Genomic DNA, 26,113 nt, shown 5'->3' on the forward strand with positions numbered 1-26,113 from the left:
CGGGCCTCGGCGCCCGCATACACTAGGCCGGTGGCTGGCAGAATCCCTGATCGCGACATCGCCGCCATTCGCGAAAAAATCCGCATCGAAGACGTTGTCGGCGACTACGTCCAGTTGAGGCGGGCCGGGGCCGACTCGATGAAGGGGCTGTGCCCGTTCCATGACGAGAAGTCGCCGTCGTTCCACGTGCGGCCAAACCACGGTCACTTCCACTGCTTCGGCTGCGGCGAAGGTGGGGACGTCTACGCCTTCATCCAGAAGATCGAGCACGTCACATTCGTCGAAGCCGTCGAGCTGCTGGCGGACAAAGTCGGTTACACCGTCACCTACACCGGCGGATCCACCACCAACGTCCAGCGGGATCGGGGCAGCCGCAGCCGGTTGCTGGCCGCCAACGCCGCCGCACAGGAGTTCTACGCCCAGGCGCTGGCCTCGGATGACGCGGCCGAGGCGCGTAAGTACCTGACCGAGCGAAACTTCGACGCTGCGGCGGCCGCCCAATTCGGCTGCGGGTACGCCCCCTCAGGCTGGGACACGCTGACAAAACACCTGTTGCGCAAAGGGTTCGAGTTCAAGGAGCTGGAAGCCGCCGGGCTGAGCCGGGAGGGCAAACGCGGGCCGATGGACCGGTTCCACCGCCGCCTGCTGTGGCCGATCCGGGTGTCCTCGGGCGAGACCATCGGCTTCGGCGCGCGCCGGTTGTTCGACGACGACCAGAATCAGGCCAAGTACGTCAACACCCCGGAAACGGTGCTGTACAAGAAGTCTCAGGTGCTGTTCGGGCTGGATCGGGCCAAACGCGACATCGCCAAGGGGCACCAGGCGGTCGTCGTCGAGGGCTACACCGACGTGATGGCGATGCACCTGGCCGGGGTGACCACTGCGGTGGCCTCGTGCGGCACCGCCTTCGGTGAGCAACACCTGTCGATGTTGCGCCGGCTGATGATGGACGACAATTTCTTCCGCGGCGAATTGATCTACGTGTTCGACGGTGACGCCGCGGGCCAGGCCGCCGCGGTCAAGGCGTTCGAGGGTGAGCAGAACCTGTCCGGACAGTCGTTCGTGGCGGTTGCTCCCGACGGGATGGATCCGTGCGATCTGCGGCTACGCTCCGGTGACGGCGCGTTGCGGGATCTGGTGGCGCGACGAACTCCGTTGTTCGAGTTCGTGATTCGCAGCGCACTGGGTGAGTACGACTTGGACAGCGCCGAAGGCCGGGTGGCCGCGCTGCGGCGGTGCGTGCCGATGGCCGCGCGCATCAAAGACCCCACGCTGCGTGACGAGTACGCCCGCCAGTTGGCCGGCTGGGTCGGCTGGGACAACGTGGCTCAGGTGATCGGCCGGGTGCGGGAGGAGGCCACCGGCGGCCGCAAGGACAGCCGACGTTCCTCAGGGGCGCCGGGCCGTCCCGCGGCGCCGGCCGTGCAACGCCCGAATCCGTCCGACCCGACGCTATGGCCGCAGCGCGAGGCGCTCAAAGCCGGCCTGCAGTACCCGGCGATCGCCGGACCGGTCTTCGACTCGTTGACCGCCGAAAGCTTCACCCACCCCGGTTACGCCGCGGTGCGCTCGGCCATCGAGGCCGCCGGCGGCACCGCGGCGGGCATATCCGGTGCGCAGTGGATCGAGGCGGTCCGGGAACAGGCGTCGTCCCCGGCGGCGGCCGGCCTGGTCAACGAACTGGGCGTGGAGGCGATCAACGTCGAGGACGACGAGCATCTGCCGCGCTACATCGGCAGCGTGCTGGCCCGCCTGCAGGAAGTGTGGGTGGGGCGGCAGATCGCCGAGGTGAAATCCAAGCTGCAGCGGATGTCGCCGGTGGAGCAGGGAGACGAATATCACGCTTTGTTCGGCGACCTGGTGGCGATGGAGTCCTACCGGCGCAGCCTGCTGGAACAGGCCAGCGGGGACGACCTGACTGCGTGATCGACGACATCGCGATAGGGTGAGCGCAGTCGGGCACCCAGATGTGAAAGAGGCAATCCCGGTGACACTTTTCAGCACACAGACGCGGCGGTTCGTCGCAGTCGGCGCATTCGTCCTGGCGGCCGGCGCCGCAGCGGCCGCCCCGGCGTTCGTCGCGACCACCCCGGCCGAGGTCACGGCCGGGCCGGCCTGCCTGGCCTGGTTCGGAAACAAAGAGGACGGCAAGTGCCTGTCCTACTCCAACGGCATGCCCGCCCAGGTCGGCACGCCGTGGGTCGGCGTCGGGCAGAACGGTGTGGTGACGGGCCCGCTGCTGCCCGGCAGCACGATCAGCCAGGGAATCGGCTAGGCGCCCTACCAGCGAGTTTTCGACGAAGCGTCGGTGCTCTCCTTCGTGGAGAACACCGACGTTTCTGCGTCGATGGGGGTCAAGGTGAGAAACTGCGGATCCGGTGACACGCGCTTGGCGATCTTGCGTCGCCCGGCGTCCAGGACGGCCTTGGTGGCCGGGTTGGCGGTCACCGCGCGATAGGTGCTGGCGATCTGCTCGTAGCGGCGTCGGCCGGCTTTGGCGCCCAGCACGTAGCCGACGGCGATCACGGCGGCATAGCGGATCACAGCATTCCTCCCACAGCGACGGGCATCCCAGACGACAGATGTGTGCGGGTTCCATCCTGCCTCACCACCGGCCCGGCGCGCCCGTCCGGGAGCGAGTTGGCGGCGGCGGCGGTCCGTACGCTAGAGTCAACGCTCGGCCGCGGAGCTTCCGCGGAAGGTAGTCCCCTGTAGCTCAATTGGCAGAGCTCCCGACTGTTAATCGGGCGGTTGATGGTTCGAGTCCATCCGGGGGAGCCAGTTCTCCCGACCCGGCTTCAGCCCTGAGGCCGGGCCTGCTTCTGCCGGGCCGCCTGCGCAAGCGCTTCCACCAGTGGATTCGACACCGAGGCGAGGGCCTTCCGCTCCTCTTCGGTCAGTTGGTAGAACGTCCAGACCCCCCAGGCCGCCGGCCGCACGTACACCGTCACCTGTTGCTTGTTGTTCTGCAGCACCGCGGGCACCGGCACCGGGCGGTCGAGGGTGGCGGCACTGGCCATCTCCTCGGCGATCTGGTGGACGTTGACTGATTCCTGCAGTTCGTACAGGACGGCCTTGTTGGCGGGGCCTTCCATCGCGAGGAACCAAGCCATCAGTGTCTCCTTGGGTAGGTGGTACGGACGGTCCGTGATCAGACCGCACACAGTGTCACCTATCGGCGCGCCGCCGTCAGCCCGCCCGTCGAGCCGGCCGGATTCGCTACGCTCGGGGATGTGTATCCACGGCTGATCGCCATCGTCGCCTTCGTCGGTCTCCTCGCGGTCGGGTGCGGCTGGAGTCCGCCTTCGGCACCGCCGCCGAAGCCCGATACCTGCGCGCCGTCCGACGGTCCCAGCGCCGACACGATCGCCGCCGAGATCGCCAAATTGCCCGCCCCCGAGGCGGGTAAGCAGTGGACCCAGGTCAACACCGGACACACCACCAACTGCCGGCTGTACTGGGTACAGGTGGGCCAGTCCGATCCCGAGCCCAACAGCGTCGGGCAGCTGCTGTTCTTCGACCGGCAGACCCCACTGGGCCCCGCCACCCCGGAGCCGCGGCCCTACATCAACGTGGTCACCAATGCCGACGACAGTGTGGTGGTCAACTACCAGTGGCAGCAGGGCCAGGATTCGCCGAAGTCGCCGACCGGCATCGCCACGGTGCGGTTCCGGATCGGGGACGACGGCAAACTGGTTGCCGTCGACCCGATTCCGAAGCCCTAACCGTTGACCAGTTCCTCGGGATCGAGCATCGCCGCGTAGCGCAGCTGCTCGGGGACGCCGAACCCGTCGACGAGAGTTTCCACGTGCGGTCGCAGTGAGCGGCAGCGTTCGTTGATGCCACGGGTGACGGCCTTGGCCCGTTCGGTGGACAGGAAGCGGTGCTCGATGAACCAGGCCTTGTCGCCCTCGATCACCGACAAGGCGTACAGGTCGCAGACATCGGAGAGCAGGCCGCGGGCGGTCTCGTCCTCACAGGCGTCGATGCCGGCGACGAAGGCCTCCAGGATCACGCGGTCGATATGAGCCTGCGCGGCGTGCAGCACGTGGTCCTGCACGGCGTTGAACGCGTCGAAGGCCGACATCTCCTTGGCCTTGCCCTGTAGTCGCCTGGCCACGGAGGCCAACATGTACTCCTCGCGGTCCTCGAACATCTGGACCTGGGTCCCGCGGTTGAACAGGCTGCCTTCCTCCTCGTTGTCCTGGCGGGTGTCGAGGATGGTCTGCATGATGGTCTGGGCGGCCGTGCGTTTGAGCACCCGTTCCCCGGCATAGTTCGCGGCGAACCGCACCCATTCGACCGGGCTCATGCCCTTGATGTCATCGGCGTAGGCGGTCAGCAGTTCCTTGGCCACCAACTGGGTCAGCACATGGTTGTCCCCTTCGAAGGTGGTGAACACGTCGGTGTCGGCGCGCAGCGCGATCAACCGGTTCTCGGCCAGATAGCCTGCGCCACCGCAAGCTTCGCGGGCCTCCTGGATGCTGCGGCTGGCGTGCCAGGTGTTGGCGGCCTTGAGGCCGGCGGCCCGCGCTTCGAGCTCGCGCTGCTCCTCGGCGTCGGGGTCGTCGGAGGTCTGCAGCTCATGGCATTTGGCCACCAGTTCGTTCTGGGCGAACTGCAGCGCGTATGACTTTGCGATCAGCGGCAACAGCCGGCGCTGGTGCACCAGGTAGTCCATGATCAAAACTTCGCCCTCGTTGTCGGGAGCGTCGAATTGTCTGCGTTCCAACGCATATCGGACGGCAATGTCGAGGGCCACCCGGGCGGCCGCCGCCGCGCTTCCGCCCACGGTGACACGGCCGCGAATCAGGGTGCCCAGCATGGTGAAGAACCGCCGCCCCGGGTTCTCGATGGGCGAGGAGTACGTGCCGTCCTCGGCGACGTCGGCGTAGCGGTTGAGCAGGTTCTCCCGCGGGATACGCACTTGGTCGAACACGATGCGGCCGTTGTCGACGCCGGGCAGCCCGCCCTTGTAGTGACAATCCGAGGTGGTGATGCCCGGCAGGTCGTTGCCTGCTTCGTCGCGGATCGGCACGACGAAGCAGTGCACCCCATGCCCTTCGCCGTCCGGGGTGATCAGCTGCGCGAAAACGGCTGCTACGCGGGCGGTCTCGGCCGCACCCCCGATATAGTCCTTGCGGGCCGACGGGGTGGGGGAGTGGATGACGAATTCCTGGGTCGCCGGATCGTAGGTGGCGGTGGTCTCCAGTGACTGCACATCGCTGCCGTGACCGGTCTCGGTCATCGCGAAACAGCCCGGCAGTTCCAGGTCGATCAGTGGGCGGACGTAGGCCTGGTGGTGGCGTTCGGTGCCCAGGTTCTCGATGGCGCCGCCGAACAGGCCCCACTGCACGCCGGCCTTGACCATCAGTGACAGATCACTCATGGCGAGCATCTCGATCTGGGTGATGGCCGCCCCGACGTCGCCGTTGCCGCCGTGCTCCTTGCGGAAGCCGTCCTCGGCTGCCCCGGCCGCCGCCATGATCTTGAGTTGCTCGGCCACCTTGGCCCGGGCGATGACGGTGTTGGGCGTGTAGTGCGGCCGGAAGACCTCGTCCGACAGTCTGGTCCGCATGGCGTTCTTGACGTCGCGCCAGCGGCCGTCCAACGCGTTTCGAAGATGCTCGGCAGTGGTGGTCATACCCGACGGTAACGTGTGCGACGGTTCCTGTGCGGCGGTTGTTACCAAGGTCTACCTTCCTGGACACTGGTGACACCGCAGCGCAAGATTGGCGTCATGCCGGAGTCTGTCGGTAAGTCACTGTCTCCCACGGGTTTGCCGCATGTGAGCTATCACCGGCACGCCGACGTCACCGGCGGCTGGCTACGTGCGGCGACCTTCGGTGCGATGGATGGTCTGGTCAGCAACACCGCGTTGATCGCCGGTGTCGGGGCCAGCGCCTCGGCCCAGACGGTCGTGCTCAGCGGTGTGGCGGGCCTATTGGCCGGGGCCTTCTCGATGGCGCTCGGTGAGTACACCTCGGTGACCACGGCCAATGAGCAGGTCGATTCTGAGGTGAGTGTGGAACGTAAGTCGTTCCTCAAGAACCCCAGCGCTGAGCGGGCCGAACTCGTGGCCATGCTGCAAGAGATGGGAATGACTCCCGAAACCGCGCTGAAGGCAACCGAGGAAATCCACCGTGACGAGAATCGGGCCCTGAACTTCCATCTTGTGCAGGAGTTGGGTGTGGACCCCCGGGAGAAGCCGTCGCCGTTCGTGGCCGCGGGTTCGTCGTTCGTCATGTTCGCGATCGGTGCGATCATCCCGCTCATTCCCTACCTGCTCGGCTTCGAGTTGTTGTGGGCTGGGCTGGCCTGTGGCGGGGTGGGCCTGTTGATCGCCGGCGCGGTGGCGGCACGGTTCACCCGCAAGCCGATTGCCGTCGCGGGGCTGCGACAACTGCTGTTCGGAGCCATCGCGATCGCCTGCACCTATGTCGTCGGCATCTTGGTTGGCGCCGTCATCACCTGATGCTGATCCGAATATTGGCGGCCGGTCTGCTGGTCTTGTCCGGGTGCGCGCCGGCCCGCGCCTCGGCGGAATTCGAATTTCTCGGTCAACACCAGGTCGCCCACGGCGCGACGCTGGACGGCACGGTGATCGGGGGCCTGTCCGGAATCAGCTACGACCCGGCCGCCGACCTCTACTACATCGTCAGCGACGACCGCTCGGCCCACAATCCGGCACGCTTCTACACCGCCCGGATCACGTTGTCGGACAACGGTATCGATGACGTCCAATTCATCGGGACCCACCCCTGGCTGGACCGCGACGGACAACCCTTTCGCCCCTTGCGCCGTGACGTCGTCCCGCCGGTGGTTCCGCCGGATCCCGAGGCCATCGCGTTCGATCCAGGCCGGCAGCGGCTGTACTGGACCAGTGAGGGGGAGCGGCGGGTGGACGGGCCGGGGCCCCCGATTCTGCTGGACCCGTGGGTGCGGACTGCCGGGCTCGACGGCAGCTTCCTCGGTGAGTTCGCCCTGCCCGACGCCATGCGGATGTCGGCGGGCGAGCACGGCCCGCGTCGCAACAGCGCCCTGGAAGGCCTGTCACTGAGTCCGGACGGGCGGTACCTGTGGGCCGCGATGGAGGGTCCCGGCTACGACGACGGGCCGCCACCGGATGAACACCACGGTGCACGGACCCGCGTCGTCCGCTTGGACCCGGACACCGGGGCGGTGGACGGCCAGTACACCTATCCGCTGGACCCGGTCAGCGCCGGGCCGGGCGGCGACAACGGTCTGTCTGATCTATTGGCGCTCGACGACGGCAGCTTTCTGGTGATCGAGCGTGGCTTCGGCACCCATGTGGCGGTTCGGATCTTTTCCGCGCGCCTGGACGACGGTTCGTCCGGAATGAGAAAGACGCTGTTGGTAGATCTGACCGACACTGCGGGACTGGCGCCGCTGGACAACATCGAGGGAATCACCTTGGGGCCCAAGCTGCCCGACGGCCGGCAATCGGTGATCGCGGTGAGTGACGACAATTTTTCACCGACCCAGGTCACGCAGTTCCTACTGTTCGCGATGTAGGCCTTTGGCGCATCGAGATCGACGCCAGGGTCGTGAAATCGACACAAGCACGACCCTCACGTCGATCTCGGCGAGTCGGCCGGCGCGCAACAGCCGTCAGGTGTCGGAGCCGACGGTGACGGCAGCCGCCTCATCGGTCAGCTCGTCGAGTTCGTCCTCCTCGGCATCGATCCCGGTCAGGTGTGGTCGGGTTGCGAAGAGCACACCCGCGCCGGCCAACACGGCTGCCGCGCCCACCCAGTAGGGCAGGTGCACGTTGACCTGTTCGCCGAGCACGCCGGCCAGCCACGGTGCGACGGCCGCGCCGCCGAAGCGCAGGAAGCTGTACGCCGCCGAGGCCACGCCGCGCTCGACAGGCGCGGCCTTCATCACGGTCTCGGTGATCAGCGTGTTGTTGATGCCGATGAACAAACCGGCGATCACCACGCCTGAGGCCAGTACGGCCTTGGAATCGGTCCACACCGCCATCACCGTCAGCACGGCGGTGAAGGCGATCAGGTTGAGGATCAGCACCCGCACGGTGCCGAACCGGTGTTGCAGTCGCGGGGCGACCACCACGGAGGTGAAGGCCAAGGCCACGCCCCAGCCGAAGAAGATCAGCCCGATCTGGTGGGCGGTCATGTCCAGGGGGAAGGGCGTGAAGGCCAGCAGGGTGAAGAAGCCGAAGTTGTAGAGCAGTGCGGTGATCGCGACACCGAGCAGCCCGCGATGGCGCAGCGCCCGGAACGGATCGGCCAGCGTGGTGGCGCGCGCGGCACGCGGGGTGGCCGGCAACAGCAACGCGGTGATCACGAGCGCGAAGGCCATCAGGGCCGAGACGCCGAAGAACGGGCCGCGCCAGGAGAGTGAGCCGAGGACGCCGCCGACCAGCGGCCCGATTGCGATGCCCAGGCCCAGTGCGGCCTCATAGAGGATGATGGCTTGCGCCACAGACCCTTTCGCGGAGCTGACGATCGTGGCCAGGGCGGTCGCGATGAACAGCGCATTGCCCAGGCCCCACAGTGCGCGCCAGCCCACGATCTGCATCACGGTGTCGCTCATCCCGGCCAGGCCGGCCCCGGCGATGATGATCACCAGGCCGAGCAGCAGGGTGCGCTTGGGGCCGATGCGGCTGGACACCACACCGGTGATCAGCATCGCCACCCCCATCACCGCCATGTAGCTGGTGAACAACAACGACACCTGCGAGGGCGAGGCGTCGAGGTTGTCGGCGATCGGTTTAAGGATGGGATCGACCAGTCCGATGCCCATGAAGGCCACGACGGAGGCAAAAGCGACGGCCCAAACGGCCTTGGGTTGGCGCCACATCGGGGCGGTAACTCCTAACTGGTTTCGTGGGAGAGCGGATGCTCGTTGACGTCGGTGAGCATGCGCCGGATCACGTCGACGGCGGCTGCCAGCGTCTGGCGGTCCTGCGGGCTCAGCCGTTCAAGCCTCGGGTTGATCACCGCGGCACGATCGGCCCTGGCTTGATCGAGGGTCCGCCGGCCCTGCTCAGTGATGCGGATCAGGACCGCGCGAGCATCGCCGGGATCGGTGGTGCGGGTGACCAGGCCGGCATCTTCCAACCGGCGCACCTGTGTGGTCATGGTGGGTTGTGAGCAGTGGTCGAGCAGGGCGAGATCGGAGATGCGCGCCTCGCCCTGATCTTCGATGGTGGACAGCAGCCGGGCCTGCGCCCAGGGCAGGGGCAGCCGGGTGCGTTGCGTGGCCAGCCGGTTCAACCGGGCGACGACCGACAGCAGGTCGGCGCCGAGTTCGGTTTCGTCGGTGACCATGACATCCTCGGTGGGCATCTGCCCATAATTACATAGATTTACTATGCAGTCGAGTTCTTTCGCGTGCTCTGCCTCACAGGACGGCCATCCGACGGGGACGATTCCGGCTGGCAGAATCGAGCAATGACCGCGAAACCTCCGGCGACGACGCCTCGGCGCGGCCTCACTCCCGGCGAACTTGCGCAGGCAGCGGTGATGGCGGCGCTGTGTGCCGCCACCGCGATCATCGCAGTGGTGGTGCCGTTCGCGGGAGGCCTCTCGGTCCTGGGAACCGTGCCGATGGGTCTGCTGGCCTACCGCTACCGGCTGCGGGTGCTGGTCGCCGCGACCGTCGCCGCGGGTGCCATCGCCTTCCTCATCGCCGGCATGGGCGGGATGATGACCGTCATCGACTGCGCCTATATCGGCGGTTTGACCGGTGTGGTCAAGCGCCGGGGCCGCGGCACCGCCACGGCGTTCGGCGCCGCCGTCGTCGCCGGCGTGGTGTTCGGGGCCGCAGCAGTCGTGGCGCTCACCGTGCTGACCCGGCTGCGCAACCTGATCTTCGATTCGCTGACCGCAGGCATCGAGGGAATCGCGAAGGTGCTCGAGCAGATCCCGATGCTCGACGCGGCCGCCGATCCGCTGCGGGCCACCTTCGCCACGATGCTGGACTACTGGCCGCTGTTGATGCTGCTGCTCGGTGTCTTCAGCATCACCTCCGTCAGCATGGTCGGTTGGTGGGCGCTGTCACGCATCCTGGCGCGCCTGCTCGGGGTTCCCGACGTCCACAAACTCGACGCCGACGCCGAGGGGGACGCCGTCGTAGCCCCTGTTCCGGCCCGGCTGAACGACGTGCGGTTCCGCTATCCGGGTGTCGAGCGCGATGCGCTGGGGCCGGTGTCGATGGAGCTTCAGCCGGGTGAACACGTCGCGGTGACCGGTCCCAACGGCTCGGGCAAGACCACCCTCATGTTGCTTTTGGCCGGGCGCCAACCCAGCGCGGGCAGCATCGAGCGAGCCGGTGCGGTGGGGCTGGGCCGCATGGGCGGCACCGCGGTGGTGATGCAGCATCCGGAAAGCCAGGTGCTGGGGACCCGGGTGGCAGACGACGTGGTGTGGGGGCTTCCCGTCGGCACGGCCGTCGACGTGGAGCGACTGCTGGGTGAGGTCGGGCTCGACGGCCTGGCCGAGCGCGACACCGGGGGACTGTCCGGTGGCGAACTGCAGCGGTTGGCCGTCGCCGGTGCGCTGGCCCGCGAACCCTCGCTGCTGATCGCCGACGAGGTCACCAGCATGGTCGACCAACAGGGCCGCGACACCCTGATGAACGTGTTGTCCGGGCTGACCGACCATCACCAGATGTCGCTCGTGCACATCACGCACTACAACGACGAGGCCGATTCCGCCGACCGGACAGTGGCGCTCAGCGGTAACGGCGGCACCGCAGACAACACCGACATGGTGCACACGTCGGCGGTACCCACTGCCGCCGCATCGACCACGCATGCCGGTGCGCCGGTGCTGGAGCTGACCGGTGTCGGGCACGAGTACGCCAGCGGAACCCCGTGGGCCAAAACAGCTTTACGTGACATCACCTTCACGGTCAACGAGGGCGATGGGGTCCTGGTGCACGGGTTGAACGGCTCGGGCAAATCGACCCTGGCCTGGATCATGGCCGGACTGACCGTGCCCACCTACGGCGCCTGCCTTCTCGACGGGGTGCCGGTGGCCCAACAGGTGGGCTCGGTGGCGCTGTCCTTCCAGGCCGCTCGGCTGCAATTGATGCGCAGTACCGTCGACAAGGAAATCGCCTCGGCCGCAGGCTTCTCGGTGCGGGAGCATGACCGGGTCGCTGCTGCGCTGGAGATGGTGGGATTGGATGCGGCGCTGGGCGAGCGGCGCATCGACCAACTCTCCGGCGGTCAGATGCGTCGGGTGGTGTTGGCGGGCCTGCTGGCCCGCTCGCCGCGTGCGCTGATCCTCGACGAGCCACTCGCCGGGCTCGACGCCGCCAGCCAGCGGGGGCTGCTGCGGTTGCTGGAAGACCTGCGGCACAACAACGGGCTGACCGTCGTCGTCATCTCGCACGACTTCACCGGCCTGGAAGGCCTGTGCCCCCGCACGCTGCACCTGCACCGCGGCGAACTGGCGCTGGCCCCAACGGCTGCCGGAGGTCCCCGATGACCACACCTGCACGGGGGCAACGCAAGCCCGTGGTGCTGTTGCGCCCGGTCCCCGGTGACACCGTCATCCACCGGTTGTGGGCCGGTACGAAACTGTTGGCGGTGGCCGGCATCGGCGTTCTGCTGACGTTCTATCCCGGATGGGTGCCCATCGCCTCGGTCGCGGTGCTGGTCTTGGTGACGGCCCGGCTGGCGCACATTCCGCGTGGCGTGGTGCCGTCGATCCCGTTCTTCTTGTGGATCCTGTTGTTCATCGGTGGTGCGCTGGCATCGCTGGCCGGCGGATCCCCGTTCATCGACATCGGTTCGGTGCAGATCGGTTTGGGCGGTCTGCTCAATTACCTGCGGATCACCGCACTGGCGGTCGTGCTCCTGGGCCTGGGCGCGTTGGTGTCCTGGACGACGAACGTCGCCGAGATCGCCCCGGCGGTAGCCACATTGGGCCGCCCGCTGCGGCTGGTGCGTATTCCGGTGCACGACTGGGCGGTGACGATCGCGTTGGCGTTGCGGGCCTTCCCGATGCTGATCGACGAGTTCCGCACGTTGTATGCCGCGCACCGGTTACGTCCGGTCGAACCGGCCGAGACGTTTCGGGAACGACGCAAGCAGCGGGTGTCCAACCTCGTCGACCTGTTGGCGGCCGCGGTCACCGTGGCGCTGCGCCGCGGCGACGAGATGGGTGACGCGATCACCGCTCGCGGTGGGGCCGGCCAGTTCTCGGCCGCGCCGTCGCGGCCCCGTGCGCGGGACTGGATCACCTTCGCCGTCCTCGTGTTGGTCTGCGGTAGCGCCCTGGCCTTGGAGCTGACCATCCTGCCGACCAGCCTGCCGCGTCGATGACCGGGCGCTAGCGGGCCGCGGCGGTGTTGGCCGCCCACTGCGCATCGGACAGCGTCTTCTCGACATCGACGCGACCCAGGAACATTTCGTCGAAATACGGCTGCAGCGCCTGGTAACCGGCCGGGAAACCGGCGGCTCCGGGCGCCGGGATGCGCGGGCCGCGCAGGACGCGGAAGAATGGGCTGACATCAACCCCACGCCCCGCCCAGTAGTCGTGGTACACGGGCTGCGCCGCCAGTACGGCCGGGATGGCCGCCCCGCCGGCGCCCAGGTATTCGTTGCCGCGTTTGCTGCCCATCCAGGCCAGCACCTCGCGCACCGCGTCGGGGTGGCGGGTGGCCGAGTTCGCTGCTGCGGCAATGCCGTTGGTGACGCTGACGCGCCCTTTGGGGCCGGCGGGCAGCATCACCACGCCCCACCGGAACCGAGCTTGGTTGGCGACGGCGGCCAGGTTGTAGGTGCCGGATTGGAACAGCGCCATGCGGCCCTGCAGGAAGACGTTGCGGGAGAAGTCGCCGATGTTGTTGGTGGCCGAGGCCGGCGGGGCGACATGATCGTCGTTGATCAACCGCACCAGATACCGGAACGCCGTGACCGCTTGCGGATTGTCGAATGCGAAGCGGTCGCCGATGGTGAAAACTCCACCGGCCGAGCCGATGTAGTTGAGGTAGATGCCCTGCAGATCGTTGGCCGCGTTGTAGCCCCACTGCCGGATCCGGCCGGCATCGAATCCCTCGGCCGTGGCGTCGCGGCCCTGCTCATCGAGGGTCAGCCGGGCCGCCACCGACCGCAGTGTGTCGTCGGGGCCGTCCGACCAGCGCAGCGTGGTGAGCTCGGCCAGGTCCACTCCGGAGGCGTCGAGCAGGTCGGCGTTGAAGTACACCGCGATACCGGCATCGGTCAGCTGGGGGACCGCCCACAGGGTGCCGTTCCGGGTGAACTGGTTGACCACCGAGGGTTCCCAGGCCCGGGAGGCGTTGGCGCCCAACGTGTTCCCGATGTCCAGCAGCCGGGTGTTGTCGGCGTAGCCGGCGAGGTAGGCGTTGGACAGCCAGAAGATGTCGTCGGCGCTGCCGCCGGCCACATCGGTGCGAAGGCTGTCGAAGTATGACGAGTAGGCGACGGTGTTGACCCGTACCTTGATGTCGGGATGTGCCCGGCTGAACTCGGCGAAGGACTCCCGGTACGCGGCGGCCACCTGCGGATCCCACAGCCGGACGGTCACCACCGTGCGGCCCGCGGGTTCGGTGGTCCGGCCCAACAGCGCCGCGGCCACCAACAGGATCACCATGGTCAGGGCCAGCCCCGCGGCCAGCAACGTGGAGCGCCTCACTTGATCCCCGTCACGACGATCGACCGGACGATGTTGCGCGAGAAGGCGATGAACAACCCGATCAACGGCACGATCGCCACCGTCGTCGCCGCCATCACCAGCGTCCACTGCGCGTTGTACTGCGTCTGCAACCCGGCCGTCGCCACCGTCAGCACCTGCCACTTGCTGCCGCTGGTGATCACCAACGGCCACAGGAAGTTGTTCCACTGGCTCACCACGGTGATCAACGCCAACGTCACCAGGATCGGCCGGCTGGCCGGCACCACCACATGGGTGATCACATCGAGAGTGTTGGCGCCGTCGAGGCGGGCGGCGCTGATCAGGTCACCCGGAATCGACCGAAAGTACTCGCGCAGTAGGAAGATCGCGTACGGCGAACCGAACATGAAGGGCAACACCAGCGCCCAGAAAGTGTTGCGCAGCCCCGCCTCGGCCATCATCAGATACAACGGCACCACGGTCACCGTTGCCGGCACCATCAGCGTCGCGATGTAGACCCAGAACAGCACGTCGCGTCCCGGGAAACGCAGCCGGGCAAAGGCGTAGGCGGCCAGCACCGAGCACACCAGTTGGCCCAACAAGATCACCGCGGTCATCAATGCCGTCACCATCAGGGCGCGACCGAAACCCGCATCGGACAGCCCGACGTAGTTGGCCAGGGTCGGCGGAGCGGGCAGCGACAGCGGGGCTTCGGTGGCGAACTGCTCGGCCGAGGTGACCGAGGTCAGCAGTCCCAGCCCGAACGGCAGCAGCGTGATCACCGCGCCGAGGAGCAGCCCCGTATAGATCAGTGCGTTACGTGAGGTCATAGCTGATCCTGCGGCGGAAGTACACATGTTGGACGAGGGTGATGCCGACGAGGATGACGAACAGCACGATGGCCATCACCGAGGCGCGTCCCACCGCCGCCGCCCCGAACGCCTCGGCATAGATGCGGTGGGCCACCAGATCGGTGCGCCCCTGCGGTCCACCCGCGGTCAGCGCGTACACGGTGTCGAATACCTGCGCGGCACTGACGATTCCGGTGACCAGCACGAAGAACAGGGTCGGACGCAACATCGGCAACGTGATGTGGCGAAACCGCTGCCAGTCGGTGGCGCCGTCGGTCCGGGCGGCGTTGTGCACGTCGGCGGGGATGTTGAGGATGCCGGCCAGGAAGAACAACGTCACGTAGCCGACATTGGTCCACACCACGACCGCCGACACCACCGGCAGGGCCAGACCCGGATCGGTGAGCCACTCGACCGGCCGACCCAGCACGGTGCTCAGCGCTCCGTCGGTCGGGGCCAGAATCCATTTCCACAGCACCGCGATGGCCAGTGGAGCACAGATCCACGGCAGCACGTACACGGTGCGGAAAAATCCGGTGCCGGGCAGGCCACGGGCCAGCAACGCGGCCGCGATCAGACCTAGCACGGTCTGCACCGGCACGACGAGGATGACGAACAGCAACGTCACCGCCAACGACATGGCGAACGACGAATCGCTCAACACCGAGGCCCAATTGTCCAGGCCCACATACTCGATCGGGCCCAGAAGATCCCAGCGGTGCAGGCTCAGCCAGACCACCACCAGCATCGGCAACAGCAGGAAGGTGACGACGCCGAACAGGCTGGGCGCGACAAGGGCGTACCCCAGGGCGGTTGTGCGGACACGCGAGGTGGCCATCGGGCCATTAAAGCGGGTCGATGATGTGGTGTGTCACGCCGGGCTCACCGATCAGACCGCGATGCAGGCAGCGTTGATCACTCGGCCCTTGCTGCGCAATTCCCACAACCGCGCTGTGCTCAGGTGGCGTACATCACTTGACTGATCCGGAATCAGGGCCCGGCTCGTTGGTCTTGTAGCAGGTAGTTGCCACTTCCACAGCGGGTGATGGCACACGGGACGGATGGGCGGGACGCACATGAACATCAGGCAGCTGGCTCGAAAAGGCATCTTCACCGTGCTGACCTCGGCCGCAATCGCGGTTGGCGCGTTGACCGGCCCGATGATCGCCTCGGCCGGTGCGGCGGACGACGCCTGCGCCGACGTCGAGGTCGTCTTCGCCCGAGGCACGTTCGAAGCCCCCGGCATCGGCGCGACCGGACAGGCATTCGTCGATGCGCTCACCGCCAGGCTGCCGGGTGAAAGTGTGGACGTCTATGCGGTGAACTACCCGGCATCGTTGAACTTCGGCCAGGCCGCCGACGGAATCGCCGACGCCAGCGGCAGGATCCAGTCGATCGCCGCCAACTGCCCGGCCACGAAGATCGTGCTCGGTGGTTACTCGCAGGGTGCGGCGGTCGCCGGCTACACGACGGCCAGCAGCGTGCCCGACGGCTTCGTCTTGCCGGCCGGTATCAGTGGACCTATGCCGGCCTCGGTCGCCTCGCATGTGGCGGCGGTGGCCCTGTTCGGGACCCCCGACGAGTGGGTGCTGGGACTGGCCGATCGCAGCGCACCGCCTCTGACGATCGGTCAGCCGTATGTGACCAAGACCATCCAGCTGTGCGCGACGGGCGACCCGATCTGCTTCCCGGGCGGCCGGGACCGCGCAGCACACAGCTCGTACAAGAGCAACGGGATGGCAATCCAAGCGGCGGATTTCGCCGCCCGCCAACTGGGTGCCCCGGCGCCGGCGGCGGCCGTGGTGCAGACCGCGGGTGAGATCGCCGGAAGCTGACCCGGCCCTTCAGCGGTCGAGTTGCCGAAACCCGGCGACCGTATCGGCCAGGGTGGTTCGGGAATCGCGGTAGGAGATACCCAGTTCCCGTTCGCTGGGTGAATCGTCGGACTCGGGCATCTGGGTGTAGTACTGCATTCCGGCCTCGGTGATCGGTATCTCGAACGGCAGGAACGGGCCGAGACGGTCGAGCACCTGACCGGCCATCCGCAGCGCGGTGTCGGGTACCGGAACGGTGAGCATGCGCTTCTTGCCGACATCGGCGAGCAGGCTTGCCAATTCACTGACCGCCACCCGCTTTCCGCCGGCCATGTAGCGGCGCGGTCCGCGTCCGGGTTCGAGCAGCGCGACGTGCAGGTCGGCGAGGTCACGCACGTCGACGATGGTCCAGGCGGCGCTGCGCCCGGGAATGCCGCCGAGTTGCAGTGCGGCGGCCACCCCCTCGCCGGCCTCACCGAACTGGTCGCCGACCGGCGGTCCGAGCACCATGCCGGGGTAGGTGATGTTCACCGGTGCACCGCCGTCCTGCATTCCGCGCGCGTAGATCTCGACCTGTGCCTTGGACTGCCCATACCCGTCGGTCCCACCCACCACCGGCAGGTCGGCGTTCAGCGTCTTGAGTCCGGGATGGAACAGCGCGGTGAAACTCGACACGTGGATGATCGGATCGAGTCCCAGCTTGGCGGCACCGCCGAGTACGTTCTGGGCGCCATCCATGTTGGTGGCCAACATCTGTGCGCTCTGACTCGGATCGGTGGCGACCAAGGCCGCGCTGTGCAGGACGGCATCACACCCCTGCATCGCCTGCAGCGTCGAATCCCGATCGGTGATGTCGCCCACGGCGAAATCGGAGACATCGACCCCCAGTCTGGCGACGCTCGTGTGCAGCCGGTCAGGGTTGCGGACCAGAAACCGGACGGAATGGCCCGCATCAGCGATTGCTTTTGCGCTCCAACCACCCACAAATCCGGTTCCCCCGGTGACCAATACGCGCATGGCGGCAAAGGTAGTAGTTCAGGCGCCGTCGGGAGGCGTTTTGGTCGGCTCACTCGGCTCAGCCTCCGTGCTGGATTTGTCGGCTCAGCCTCCGTGCTCGATTTGTCGGCTCAGCCTCCGCGCAACTCCGTGAGCTCCCTCATATTCGCCAACCCCTGCTCCTGCGCCTCATCGAGAAAATCGGGCAACGGTGCCCGCAGCTCGGGCAGCACCTCGTTGTCGAGCAGGGCCTGCAGCTCGGCCTCCTTGGCACTGCGGCCGGCCAGATTGTCCAGTTCCTGAATGCCGGAATCGGTTGTGTAATCGTAGAGCTCGTGATGGTGCGGTCGGGAGGTGTCGATGTCCATCGAGCCGGGCTTCCAGTACGTGTACATGCCGAGCTTGGCCTCGGGGGTGCGGACGGCCACGATGTGGCTGGGCGCCGACGTCGGGATGTTCGTCGGAGATCCGGTGGGTCCGAAAAACTTCTGTGCCAGCGGGGACTTCATCAACGCGGCCATCTCCTCCACCGACATGTCGTCGGTGGCGTGTGCGATCCAGGGCCGGCCCGGCGCACCCGCGTCGGCGGCGATGGCGGCGACATCGCCGCGACCGGCCAGGTAGGTGTAGCGAGAATCGGAGCGCCACCCCGCGCCACCGTGGGCGATCGTCAGCAACAGCGGTGCCAGGTCGGCAGTGGACGTGAGCTGCGTCCGGGTCTCACCCGCGCTGGGGGTGAGGTGCCCGAACGGATCCCGGATATAGAGCGGCACCCGGATGCTCTCCTCGTAGACCGCCGCGCCCTTACCGCGAAGTCCGTGCGAGCCGGCGTATTCGCCGTGGTCAGAGGTGAACACCACGACGGTGTTGTCATCGACCTCTGGCCTGGCGGACAGGATGTCGAGCACCCGACCGATCTGGGCGTCCACCTGTTGCTGCAACCACAGGTACATGTCCAGACACCGCGCCCATTGCGCCGCCGCCTCGGGCCCGGTGTAGTCCATCGCACCGGTCATCAGCGGTGACATGAAGTTCATGTAATCGATCTGCAACTGGGGTTTACCCCGCCGCCGTAGATCCTCGGCGGACTCGAAGTTGACCGGCTTTGCCGTGAAACGGTGGGGAACATCTTCCGGCAGTGGGTTTTTCGGCCACCAACAGATGTCATGCGGGTTGACCAGCGACACCGTCGTGCACCATGGCCCGTCGGTGGCGTGCGCGTCGAACCATCCGGCGAACTGGTCGACGATCGACGGGTCCTGCTGCAAGCCCTGGTTGGGTGCACCGTTGGGCGACGGGTACGTACCGCCGGAGAACCCGTGGACGTCCAGCCCGTCGGGGGTGTTGTCGGCCGCACTGCCCAGGTGCCATTTGCCCCACCACCAGGTGCGGTAGCCGGCGTCGCGCAGCATCGTCCCCCAGGTCGGAAATCGCACGGCCAGCGTCGACTCGGTGGGCCCCTCACCGGTGTACAGACAGCCGGTCTGGTGGGAGTACAGCCCGGTGGTCATCACGCCGCGCGACGGCGTGCACATGTTCGAGGCGGTGTAGTGCGAGCCGAACGACGTGCTGCGGATTCGGAGGCGCTCGAGGTTCGGCAGCAGCGCGCCGAGTTGTTGAGTATCGGGAAACCACTGCGGTGCCCGCATCTGATCCACGATGACGACGAGGATGTTGGGTTGTCCGGCTGTCCCGGGGCTGCGCCTCGCGAGCAATTCGTACCCGCCGAAACCCACCGCGGCCGCACCGGCCACGGCCGCCGCGCCGCCCAGGACGGCCCGTCTGCTGAGCTCTGCCATCCGGTCAGCGTATGAGGTCATGCTGAGAGCGCACCGTTTACTGTGGGAAACCGTGACAGCTCGACGACACGTGGACGCCGATTTCCTGGAGCTGCCCCGGTTGGAGTTGGCCGACGCGGCGCTGGCCGCGGCGGTCGCCGCTGGTGCCAGCTATGCCGACCTGCGGATTCACCGCATCACCACCGAGATCGTCCAGCTGCGCGACGGCGAGTTGGAGACCTCGGTGCTCAACCGGGAGATCGGCCTGGCGGTGCGGGTGATCGTGGACGGCGCGTGGGGGTTCGCCTCACACGCCGAACTGGCCGCCGACGTGGCCGCGCAGACCGCCCGACGGGCCGTGCAGGTGGCCACCACCCTGGCGCCCCTGAACGCCGAACGCATCGAGCTGGCCGCTGAACCGGTCTACACCGACGTGAGCTGGGTGTCCGACTACCGCACCGACCCGTTCGCGGTGCCGACCTCGGACAAGATCGCGTTGCTCGGCGAGTACTCCGGGCGGCTGCTGGCTGCCGACGGCATCGACCATGTGTCGGCTGGGCTACACGCCGTCAAGGAACAGGCGTTCTACGCCGACACCTTCGGATCGACGATCACCCAGCAGCGGGTGCGGGTGATGCCGACGATGGAGGCCGTCGCCGTCGACTCCGCTGCCGGCTCCTTCGAGACGATGCGCACTCTGGCCCCACCGACCGCCCGGGGCTGGGAAGCGCTGGCCGGTGACGACGTGTGGGATTGGACCTCCGAATTGGCCGAGCTGCCAACGCTGCTGGCCGAGAAGGTCAAGGCGCCGTCGGTGGTCGCCGGCGCCTACGACGTGGTGATCGACCCGTCCAATTTGTGGCTGACCATCCACGAATCGATCGGCCACGCCACCGAATACGACCGGGCGATCGGGTACGAGGCGGCCTATGCCGGGACCTCGTTTGCCACCCCGGACAAGCTCGGCACCATGCGTTACGGCTCGCCGGTGATGAACGTGACCGCCGACCGCACGGTGGAATTCGGCTTGGCCACAGTGGGGTTCGACGATGAGGGCGTGCGGGCTCAGAGTTGGGACCTGGTGCGCGACGGCGTCTTCGTCGGCTATCAACTGGACCGGGTGTTCGCGCCCCGGCTCGGGCGGCCCCGTTCCAACGGCTGTTCGTATGCCGACTCGCCCCACCATGTTCCGATCCAACGGATGGCCAATGTGTCGCTGCAGCCCGGACCGGAGGACGTCAGCACGCAGGACCTGATCTCACGCGTGAGCGACGGCATCTACATCGTCGGTGACAAGTCGTGGTCGATCGACATGCAACGGTACAACTTCCAGTTCACCGGGCAGCGGTTCTACCGGATCCGCGACGGGCGTCTGGACGGGCAGCTGCGTGACGTGGCCTACCAGGCCACCACCACCGACTTCTGGGGCGCGATGGAAGCCGTCGGCGGACCGTCCACCTGGCGCCTCGGTGGGGCGTTCAACTGCGGCAAGGCCCAACCCGGACAGGTGGCGCCGGTCAGTCACGGTTGCCCGAGCGCGTTGTTCCGCGGCATCAACATCCTCAACACCCGGGCGGAGGGCGGCCGATGATCGGCGCACAGCAGGTCGTCGAGATCGCTTTGGCTGCAGCCGATCCCGGCCTGGAGACCATGGTTCTGGTGACCGACCGGGCCGACGCGTCACTGCGGTGGGCCGGCAACTCGATGACCACCAACGGTGAGACGGTCAGCCGCACCACCACGGTGATCTCGATCCTGCGCCGCGGTGACAAGGCGCACGTCGGGTCGGTTCGATCCACCGAGGTGGATCCGGCCGTGATCCCCGAGCTGGTGGCCGCCGCGCAGCGCGCCGCCGCCGCCTCACCGGAAGCGCGCGACGCCGCACCACCGCTGCCGGGCACCGGTGTTCCCGCCGACTGGGATGCCCCCGTGGCCGATACCGGGGCACGGGTGTTCACCGGCATCGCCGACGACCTGGCCAAGGGTTTCGCCGGCTCTGACCAGCTCTACGGATACGCCCGCCACATCATGGAGACCACGTTCGTGGCCACCTCGTCGGGTCTACGCCGGCGCTACACCCAGCCCACCGGGTCGGTGGAGATCAATGCCAAGCGCAACGGTGCCAGCGCCTGGGCCGGGGTGAGCACCCCGGATTTCGTTGGGGTGCAGGTCGATTCATTGCTCGAGGAGTTGTCGCTGAGGTTGGGGTGGGCGCAGCGGAGCGTCGAGCTGCCCGCCGGCCGCTATGAGACGCTGATGCCGCCCTCGACGGTGGCCGACATGATGATCTACCTGGCCTGGACCATGGACGGCCGCGGAGCCCAGGAAGGACGCACCGCACTGTCGGCGCCCGGCGGAACCCGGGTGGGGGAGAAGCTCACCGATCTGGGGCTGACGTTGTACTCCGACCCGTTCGCCGATGCGCTGGCCTGCCAGCCGTTTATCGCCGTCCCCAGTTCCTCGGAGCGGGTGTCGATCTTCGACAACGGTATGGACATCGACCGGGTGGACTGGATCCGAGACGGGACGGTCAACGCCTTGGCCTATCCGCGGGCCGTGGCCGCCGAATACGGCGCGCCGGTCGCCGTGCCCGCCGACAATCTGCTGATGACCGGTGGCACAACTGAACTGGCCGACATGATTGCCGGCACCGAGCGGGGGCTGTTGCTGACCACGCTGTGGTACATCCGCGAGGTCGACCCGACTGTGCTGCTGTTGACCGGGCTCACCCGGGACGGGGTGTACCTGATCGAGGACGGTGAGGTGAGCGCTGCGGTGAACAACTTCCGGTTCAACGAGAGCCCGCTGGATCTTTTGCGGCGGGCCACCGAGGCCGGCGTCAGCGAGATCACGCTGCCGCGGGAGTGGGGCGACTGGGCCACCCGCGCATCGATGCCGACGTTGCGGATCCCGGATTTCCACATGTCCTCGGTGAGCCAAGCACAATGAGGTAGACGGTGATTCACCGGCAATTCACGGTGTACGGCCCGTCGCACTGGGCCGCGATCGCCGTGTTTGTCGTCGGTGCGGTGCTGTTGGTCTGGGTGGGGCGCCGCCAGACCGAGCACCAATCGCGAGTGTTGGGCCGTATTCTCGGCGGGCTGACGGCCGCGATCTACCTCGCGATGTTGGTGTACACCCTCACCCCGCCGTCGATCGAGCGGTCGGTACCGCTGCGATTGACCGATCTGGCGACCGTCGCCGGCGCGTATGCGCTGTGGTCGCAACGGCAATGGGCTTTCGTGCTCACCTATTACTGGGGCCTGGTGTTGAGCACGCAGGCGCTGATCTCACCGGTACTGAAGAGCCCCGATTTCCCGCACTACGAATACCTGGCGTTCTGGTCGATCCACCTGTTCGTGGTCTGGGCGGCGATCTATCTCACCTGGGGCCGCGGGATGCGGCCCACCTGGCGCAGTTACCGGCTTGTGGTGCTGGCGACCGCGATATGGGCGGTGGGGACCATGACGTTCAACGGTGTTGCGGGCACCAACTACGGATTCCTCAATGCCAAACCCGCCACCGCCTCGTTGCTCGACCTGATGGGGCCATGGCCGGTCTATGTCCTGGTGGCCAGCGCTTTGGTGGCGGGGGTGTGGGCGCTGATGACGTGGCCGTGGGAACGTCGACGCCGGCGAAACGCTGCGGGCCGATAAACCTGCCCATCGGCGCCAGTGGTGTTGGATACTGCCGGTGTGTCTGCCGATCTTCTCAGGGAATTGATGCACCTGGTCGCGGTATCGCCACCACGGTTGGCCGATATCAACGCCGCGGTGCGGGAAGTGTGTGCCTCGACGCTGGGGTTGCCGCCGCTACCGGCCGAGACCGGGGGCGGAGCCGTCGACCCGATGGTGACCGAGTTCGCCGAGCAATTCAGCATCGACGTCAGCGCCATCAACGCCGCGCAGCGGGCCGCGTTCTCGGATCTGCTCGGCGCCGACGTCTTCACGGTGTCGACGCTCATCTACATCGCCGATTTCGTGCCGCGGGTGCGTGCCGGATTGTCGGCGTTGGGGGTGGACTGGCCCACCGACCCCGTGGCGTGGGACCACGACACCAACCCGCCCGACTACGTGCTGGACTCATTTGTGCCCGCGGTGGGCCGGATGCGTGCGCTTGACCCGGTGACCTCCGAGATCGTGCGGCTGCGCGGGGCTCGCCAACACAATTGCCGGCTGTGCAAATCGTTGCGGGAGGTCGCCGCATTGGAGGCCGGCGCCACCGAGTCGGACTACGACAGCATCGACCACTTTGAGCAATCCAATCTGTCGGAGCGGCACAAGGCGGCCCTGCGCTACGTCGACGCGCTGATCTGGACTCCAGCCCAGGTATCCGGTGCCGAACTACGGCAACACTTTTCGCAGGAAGAGGCTGTTGAGTTGACCCTTGATGTCATGCGCAACGCCTGCAACAAAGTGGCTGTCGCGCTCGGTGTCGACGAGGCCCATGTCGACGAGGGCACCGAACAGTACCGGTTGGGCGCCGACGGGCAGCCGGTCTACAGCTGACGCGTGTACGGTTTCACCGTTTTCCACGTCAGGGCGGCGCGCGCGGCCGATCTATGACCCAGTGGTGGAAACCGACGTCAAAAGTCTCAGCGCATCGTCGACCTCGGACTCGGTGGTCGTCCACGAGCACACGAACCGCACCGTGGGCCGCTGCGGGTCGGGCCGGTGCACGGCATAGTGCGCCGACACCGCGGTGTAGGCCACCGGGTCGAGGTCGACGAACACCTCGTTGGCCTCGGTGGGGCAGGCCAGCTTCAGCCCCAGGGCTTCCAGGCCCACACTGAGCCGAGCGGCCATCCGGTTGGCGTGGGCAGCGGTCTGCAGCCACAGTCCGTCGGCCAACATCGCCTCGAACTGGGCCGCCACGAACCGCTGCTTGCTGGCCAGCTGACCGATCTGCTTGTGCACGAAGCGGATTCCCTCGAACAGCTCGGGGCGGCGCACCAGGATCGCATCACCCATCAGCATGCCGTTCTTGGTGCCGCCGATGGTGACGATGTCGGCATCGGCGATCGCCTCCGGTGGTGAGATCTGCAGTGCGGCAATGGCGTTGGCGAGGCGGGAGCCGTCGACGTGGACAAGCAGATCGAGGTCATGCGCGTGGTCGACGAAGTCTTTGATCGCCTGCGGAGTCCAGACCCGCCCGTTCTCGGTGGACTGGGTGATGGTGACGATGCGCGGCTGGGAGTGGTGCACCGGCCCGCGCCGAGTGACCGCGGTGTCGAGCACGGCCGGGTCGATCAGACCGTTGTCGCTGGGCAGCTTGGTCAGCGGGGCGCCGGAGAGCCGAACCGGGCCGCCGGCCTCGTCCACGAGCGAATGCGCGACGTCGCTGCACAGGATCTCCTGCCATGGCCGCACCGCTGCGGCCAGCGCGATGACGTTGGCCGCGGTGCCGGTGAGCGCGAACAGCACCTCGGCGTCGGGGCAGTCGAAGGCGGCCTTGATGGCGTCGACGGCGCGTCGGGTGGCGGGATCATTGCCGTAGGAGGCGACGGCGCCGGCGTTAGCCGCTGCGATCGCGTCGATCATCTTCGGATGTGCGGGGGCGGCGTTGTCGGAGGCGAACGCGTGAGAGGGCACGTCCGCCATGATCCCACCGGCGAGCGTTACGTCGAGGCGACCTTCTTCTTGAGCAGCAGAGCCGGCAATACCACCGTGGCCACCGCCGTCACCAGCCACACCACCACCGTCGCAGCGATCCACGAGCCGAGGCCGCGGATGCTGAGCCCGTGGGTGAACACCGAGGCCAGGATCAGCGCAACCATGGTGGAGACCAGCCCGATGCCACCGAGGAACGCTGACGCGTAGCGGGTGGCCATCTTGAGAAAGAACGGGGACAGGACCGCCTGGGCCACGGAGAAGATCACCACCGCGGTGATGAACCCCCACGCCGACACCGAGACACCGGGGACCAGCCACGCCGCGACCAGCAGGCCGACAGCCGATGAGCCCAGGAAGATCGCGATACGCAGCAGAAAGCGGACCATGCGGTGAGCGTAACCGCGGGCGGCGGGTCCACAACCCCTCATTGGCAGGTGCGCGGCGTGCGTGTGGGACCATATTGCCGCGCAGACGCGCCCGGGGGCGGTAGCTCAGTCGGTTAGAGCCGTGGACTCATAATCCATTGGTCGCGGGTTCGAGCCCCGCCCGCCCCACTTCAGGCTGTTCGCCGCGAAGCTGCTGAGTCGTCGTTTACGGATTGCAGACGGTGAACGTGTAGTTGGTCAGCGTGGAGGGGGAAACTCCGATCCATGACTGTCACTTCGATCCTGTGTCGATTCCGTCCGCCGAGTACTAGCACGATGTGGGTGCGTGTCTCGACAGCGAGGCGGGGCGACCGGACGAAAGTGAGGCCGATGTTCCACAGGTTGGCGACAACGGCAAGCACGAGGCCGATGACACTCAGGGCGAAGGTGGACACGGAATGGCGGAATGCAAACCCGTGCTGGAGCGCTAAGGGGCGCATAGCCCCGTCCTGGCTGATGGTGTTTCGGTAACGTTTGCGAAAATACTTCACCCAGTACCACCGATGTTCTGCGCCGAATGTGACTTCGTTGTTTCCCTGGAATTGGCCACCATGCGTCCAAGGGGGAGTTTCGAATGCGCTTTGTGACAACCACGATCGCCATTGCCACCACCTGTGTCCTGGCCGCGGGCTGCGGCCCGAGTTGGGTCACTTTGGCCTGTTTTCGAGAGCGGCGGCGCGTTGACCTGCGGTGATGCCTTAGCTTAGTGCACCTGCTAGGCACTAATTTGGATCAGTAGGCTGCCTGGATGGTCTGGATTCGGCGAGTGCGCACGGCCTCGGGCGCGACGGCAGTCCAGATCGCCGAATCCGTGGACGGGCGCCGCCGGATTGTTCGTCATGTGGGCTCTGCGCGTGATGACGCCGAGTTGGGTCTGCTCATCGAGGAGGCCCGCCGGCTGCTGGCCGATGACACCCAGGGTGAGTTAGATCTGGGGATCACCCCGAAAGCCGTTCGGGCCCATATGGTTGGGCCACCGGACCAAGCATTGTTCACCGATGAACCG

Annotated in this window: 24 protein-coding genes, 2 tRNA genes and 1 pseudogene; 15 read left to right on the forward strand and 12 right to left on the reverse strand. The window is 67.0% G+C overall.

Annotated elements, in window-relative coordinates:
* Positions 1-30: 30 nt before the first annotated feature.
* On the forward strand, positions 31-1,926 hold the full coding sequence (gene dnaG, locus A5699_RS22000; RefSeq protein ID WP_067773847.1) for a DNA primase: 1,896 nt from the start codon (positions 31-33) through the stop codon (positions 1,924-1,926).
* 61 nt (positions 1,927-1,987) lie between these two features.
* A complete protein-coding gene (locus A5699_RS22005; protein WP_197508361.1) occupies positions 1,988-2,275 on the forward strand; it encodes a hypothetical protein in 288 nt (95 codons plus the stop codon).
* 5 nt (positions 2,276-2,280) lie between these two features.
* Here A5699_RS22005 and A5699_RS22010 read toward each other — a convergent pair whose 3' ends face one another.
* Complete coding sequence (locus A5699_RS22010) at positions 2,281-2,544, reverse strand: hypothetical protein (protein ID WP_067773850.1); 264 nt, start codon at positions 2,542-2,544, stop codon at positions 2,281-2,283.
* Between the two features lie 161 nt (positions 2,545-2,705).
* Here A5699_RS22010 and A5699_RS22015 point away from each other — a divergent pair.
* A tRNA-Asn gene (locus A5699_RS22015) sits at positions 2,706-2,781 on the forward strand.
* A gap of 17 nt (positions 2,782-2,798) precedes the next feature.
* On the opposite strand, the gene A5699_RS22020 is transcribed toward A5699_RS22015, so the two are convergent.
* Positions 2,799-3,113 (reverse strand): hypothetical protein, encoded by a 315-nt coding sequence (locus A5699_RS22020; RefSeq protein WP_067773914.1) that lies wholly within the window; start codon positions 3,111-3,113, stop codon positions 2,799-2,801.
* A gap of 120 nt (positions 3,114-3,233) precedes the next feature.
* Between A5699_RS22020 and A5699_RS22025 the strand changes: the two genes are divergently transcribed.
* Positions 3,234-3,725, forward strand: a complete 492-nt coding sequence (locus A5699_RS22025; protein ID WP_067773916.1) for an LppP/LprE family lipoprotein — start codon at positions 3,234-3,236, stop codon at positions 3,723-3,725.
* On the opposite strand, the gene A5699_RS22030 is transcribed toward A5699_RS22025, so the two are convergent.
* Entirely contained in the window at positions 3,722-5,644 is a 1,923-nt protein-coding gene (locus tag A5699_RS22030; protein WP_067773853.1) for an acyl-CoA dehydrogenase, read from the reverse strand. The genes A5699_RS22025 and A5699_RS22030 overlap by 4 nt on opposite strands.
* Positions 5,645-5,740: 96 nt before the next feature.
* Here A5699_RS22030 and A5699_RS22035 point away from each other — a divergent pair, with 96 nt between their 5' ends.
* On the forward strand, positions 5,741-6,475 hold the full coding sequence (locus A5699_RS22035) for a VIT1/CCC1 transporter family protein (RefSeq protein ID WP_067773856.1): 735 nt from the start codon (positions 5,741-5,743) through the stop codon (positions 6,473-6,475).
* Positions 6,475-7,536: an esterase-like activity of phytase family protein gene (locus tag A5699_RS22040; RefSeq protein WP_067773859.1), complete on the forward strand. Its 1,062-nt coding sequence runs from the start codon at positions 6,475-6,477 to the stop codon at positions 7,534-7,536. The genes A5699_RS22035 and A5699_RS22040 overlap by 1 nt, the downstream gene beginning before the upstream one ends.
* Positions 7,537-7,632: 96 nt before the next feature.
* On the opposite strand, the gene A5699_RS22045 is transcribed toward A5699_RS22040, so the two are convergent.
* Entirely contained in the window at positions 7,633-8,844 is a 1,212-nt protein-coding gene (locus A5699_RS22045) for an MFS transporter (protein WP_067773862.1), read from the reverse strand.
* Positions 8,845-8,858: 14 nt separating this feature from the next.
* Positions 8,859-9,332: a MarR family winged helix-turn-helix transcriptional regulator gene (locus A5699_RS22050; protein ID WP_067773865.1), complete on the reverse strand. Its 474-nt coding sequence runs from the start codon at positions 9,330-9,332 to the stop codon at positions 8,859-8,861.
* Between the two features lie 105 nt (positions 9,333-9,437).
* Here A5699_RS22050 and A5699_RS22055 point away from each other — a divergent pair, with 105 nt between their 5' ends.
* Positions 9,438-11,480: a DUF2232 domain-containing protein gene (locus A5699_RS22055; protein ID WP_067773868.1), complete on the forward strand. Its 2,043-nt coding sequence runs from the start codon at positions 9,438-9,440 to the stop codon at positions 11,478-11,480.
* Positions 11,477-12,319: an energy-coupling factor transporter transmembrane protein EcfT gene (locus A5699_RS22060; protein ID WP_067773872.1), complete on the forward strand. Its 843-nt coding sequence runs from the start codon at positions 11,477-11,479 to the stop codon at positions 12,317-12,319. The genes A5699_RS22055 and A5699_RS22060 overlap by 4 nt, the downstream gene beginning before the upstream one ends.
* Positions 12,320-12,326: 7 nt before the next feature.
* On the opposite strand, the gene A5699_RS22065 is transcribed toward A5699_RS22060, so the two are convergent.
* The 3 genes from A5699_RS22065 to A5699_RS22075 are packed head-to-tail and all read right to left on the reverse strand — an operon-like array spanning position 12,327 to position 15,320.
* Positions 12,327-13,610 (reverse strand): sugar ABC transporter substrate-binding protein, encoded by a 1,284-nt coding sequence (locus A5699_RS22065; protein WP_067773919.1) that lies wholly within the window; start codon positions 13,608-13,610, stop codon positions 12,327-12,329.
* A gap of 38 nt (positions 13,611-13,648) precedes the next feature.
* Entirely contained in the window at positions 13,649-14,461 is an 813-nt protein-coding gene (locus A5699_RS22070) for a carbohydrate ABC transporter permease (RefSeq protein WP_067773875.1), read from the reverse strand.
* Positions 14,448-15,320 carry a carbohydrate ABC transporter permease gene (locus A5699_RS22075; RefSeq protein ID WP_067773878.1) on the reverse strand — a complete coding sequence of 291 codons (873 nt, stop codon included), beginning with the start codon at positions 15,318-15,320 and terminating at the stop codon, positions 14,448-14,450. Before A5699_RS22075 ends, A5699_RS22070 begins: the two co-directional genes overlap by 14 nt.
* Before the next feature lie 238 nt (positions 15,321-15,558).
* Here A5699_RS22075 and A5699_RS22080 point away from each other — a divergent pair, with 238 nt between their 5' ends.
* Positions 15,559-16,317 carry a cutinase family protein gene (locus A5699_RS22080; RefSeq protein ID WP_067773922.1) on the forward strand — a complete coding sequence of 253 codons (759 nt, stop codon included), beginning with the start codon at positions 15,559-15,561 and terminating at the stop codon, positions 16,315-16,317.
* A gap of 9 nt (positions 16,318-16,326) precedes the next feature.
* Here A5699_RS22080 and A5699_RS22085 read toward each other — a convergent pair whose 3' ends face one another.
* Both A5699_RS22085 and A5699_RS22090 read right to left on the reverse strand, forming a co-directional pair.
* A complete protein-coding gene (locus tag A5699_RS22085) occupies positions 16,327-17,313 on the reverse strand; it encodes an NAD-dependent epimerase/dehydratase family protein (protein ID WP_067773881.1) in 987 nt (328 codons plus the stop codon).
* A 110-nt stretch (positions 17,314-17,423) separates the two neighbouring features.
* A complete protein-coding gene (locus A5699_RS22090) occupies positions 17,424-19,091 on the reverse strand; it encodes a sulfatase-like hydrolase/transferase (protein ID WP_067773884.1) in 1,668 nt (555 codons plus the stop codon).
* A 19-nt stretch (positions 19,092-19,110) separates the two neighbouring features.
* On the opposite strand from A5699_RS22090, the gene A5699_RS22095 reads away from it, so the two are divergent.
* The 4 genes from A5699_RS22095 (at position 19,111) to A5699_RS22110 (ending at position 23,578) form a co-directional block, all read left to right on the forward strand.
* A complete protein-coding gene (locus A5699_RS22095) occupies positions 19,111-20,661 on the forward strand; it encodes a TldD/PmbA family protein (protein WP_369806749.1) in 1,551 nt (516 codons plus the stop codon).
* Positions 20,658-22,019, forward strand: a complete 1,362-nt coding sequence (locus A5699_RS22100) for a metallopeptidase TldD-related protein (RefSeq protein WP_067773891.1) — start codon at positions 20,658-20,660, stop codon at positions 22,017-22,019. The genes A5699_RS22095 and A5699_RS22100 overlap by 4 nt, the downstream gene beginning before the upstream one ends.
* Positions 22,020-22,027: 8 nt before the next feature.
* Complete coding sequence (locus A5699_RS22105) at positions 22,028-22,726, forward strand: TIGR02206 family membrane protein (RefSeq protein ID WP_067773894.1); 699 nt, start codon at positions 22,028-22,030, stop codon at positions 22,724-22,726.
* 66 nt (positions 22,727-22,792) lie between these two features.
* Entirely contained in the window at positions 22,793-23,578 is a 786-nt protein-coding gene (locus tag A5699_RS22110) for a carboxymuconolactone decarboxylase family protein (RefSeq protein WP_067773924.1), read from the forward strand.
* A gap of 51 nt (positions 23,579-23,629) precedes the next feature.
* Here A5699_RS22110 and A5699_RS22115 read toward each other — a convergent pair whose 3' ends face one another.
* On the reverse strand, positions 23,630-24,670 hold the full coding sequence (locus A5699_RS22115; protein ID WP_157561395.1) for a low specificity L-threonine aldolase: 1,041 nt from the start codon (positions 24,668-24,670) through the stop codon (positions 23,630-23,632).
* Positions 24,671-24,687: 17 nt separating this feature from the next.
* Positions 24,688-25,068 carry a phage holin family protein gene (locus A5699_RS22120; protein ID WP_067773896.1) on the reverse strand — a complete coding sequence of 127 codons (381 nt, stop codon included), beginning with the start codon at positions 25,066-25,068 and terminating at the stop codon, positions 24,688-24,690.
* A gap of 94 nt (positions 25,069-25,162) precedes the next feature.
* Here A5699_RS22120 and A5699_RS22125 point away from each other — a divergent pair.
* Positions 25,163-25,236: transfer RNA gene (locus tag A5699_RS22125), tRNA-Ile, on the forward strand.
* 619 nt (positions 25,237-25,855) lie between these two features.
* A pseudogene (locus A5699_RS22130) lies at positions 25,856-26,113 on the forward strand (IS1634 family transposase); the annotation flags it as partial.

The sequence above is a fragment of the Mycobacterium sp. E802 genome, assembly GCF_001666875.1.
Taxonomy (GTDB): Bacteria; Actinomycetota; Actinomycetes; order Mycobacteriales; family Mycobacteriaceae; genus Mycobacterium.

What these genes read in the sequence shown, in the direction of transcription:
- A5699_RS22020 (WP_067773914.1), bottom strand. Translation starts at nt 3,113, where the DNA reads ATGGCTTGGTTCCTCGCGATGGAAGGCCCCGCCAACAAGGCCGTCCTG.
- A5699_RS22030 (WP_067773853.1), bottom strand. Translation starts at nt 5,644, where the DNA reads ATGACCACCACTGCCGAGCATCTTCGAAACGCGTTGGACGGCCGCTGG.
- A5699_RS22035 (WP_067773856.1), top strand. Translation starts at nt 5,741, where the DNA reads ATGCCGGAGTCTGTCGGTAAGTCACTGTCTCCCACGGGTTTGCCGCAT.
- A5699_RS22040 (WP_067773859.1), top strand. Translation starts at nt 6,475, where the DNA reads ATGCTGATCCGAATATTGGCGGCCGGTCTGCTGGTCTTGTCCGGGTGC.
- A5699_RS22045 (WP_067773862.1), bottom strand. Translation starts at nt 8,844, where the DNA reads ATGTGGCGCCAACCCAAGGCCGTTTGGGCCGTCGCTTTTGCCTCCGTC.
- A5699_RS22050 (WP_067773865.1), bottom strand. Translation starts at nt 9,332, where the DNA reads ATGCCCACCGAGGATGTCATGGTCACCGACGAAACCGAACTCGGCGCC.
- A5699_RS22055 (WP_067773868.1), top strand. Translation starts at nt 9,438, where the DNA reads ATGACCGCGAAACCTCCGGCGACGACGCCTCGGCGCGGCCTCACTCCC.
- A5699_RS22060 (WP_067773872.1), top strand. Translation starts at nt 11,477, where the DNA reads ATGACCACACCTGCACGGGGGCAACGCAAGCCCGTGGTGCTGTTGCGC.
- A5699_RS22065 (WP_067773919.1), bottom strand. Translation starts at nt 13,610, where the DNA reads ATGGTGATCCTGTTGGTGGCCGCGGCGCTGTTGGGCCGGACCACCGAA.
- A5699_RS22070 (WP_067773875.1), bottom strand. Translation starts at nt 14,461, where the DNA reads ATGACCTCACGTAACGCACTGATCTATACGGGGCTGCTCCTCGGCGCG.
- A5699_RS22075 (WP_067773878.1), bottom strand. Translation starts at nt 15,320, where the DNA reads ATGGCCACCTCGCGTGTCCGCACAACCGCCCTGGGGTACGCCCTTGTC.
- A5699_RS22080 (WP_067773922.1), top strand. Translation starts at nt 15,559, where the DNA reads ATGAACATCAGGCAGCTGGCTCGAAAAGGCATCTTCACCGTGCTGACC.
- A5699_RS22085 (WP_067773881.1), bottom strand. Translation starts at nt 17,313, where the DNA reads ATGCGCGTATTGGTCACCGGGGGAACCGGATTTGTGGGTGGTTGGAGC.
- A5699_RS22090 (WP_067773884.1), bottom strand. Translation starts at nt 19,091, where the DNA reads ATGGCAGAGCTCAGCAGACGGGCCGTCCTGGGCGGCGCGGCGGCCGTG.
- A5699_RS22095 (WP_369806749.1), top strand. Translation starts at nt 19,111, where the DNA reads ATGCTGAGAGCGCACCGTTTACTGTGGGAAACCGTGACAGCTCGACGA.
- A5699_RS22100 (WP_067773891.1), top strand. Translation starts at nt 20,658, where the DNA reads ATGATCGGCGCACAGCAGGTCGTCGAGATCGCTTTGGCTGCAGCCGAT.
- A5699_RS22110 (WP_067773924.1), top strand. Translation starts at nt 22,793, where the DNA reads ATGCACCTGGTCGCGGTATCGCCACCACGGTTGGCCGATATCAACGCC.
- A5699_RS22115 (WP_157561395.1), bottom strand. Translation starts at nt 24,670, where the DNA reads ATGGCGGACGTGCCCTCTCACGCGTTCGCCTCCGACAACGCCGCCCCC.
- A5699_RS22120 (WP_067773896.1), bottom strand. Translation starts at nt 25,068, where the DNA reads ATGGTCCGCTTTCTGCTGCGTATCGCGATCTTCCTGGGCTCATCGGCT.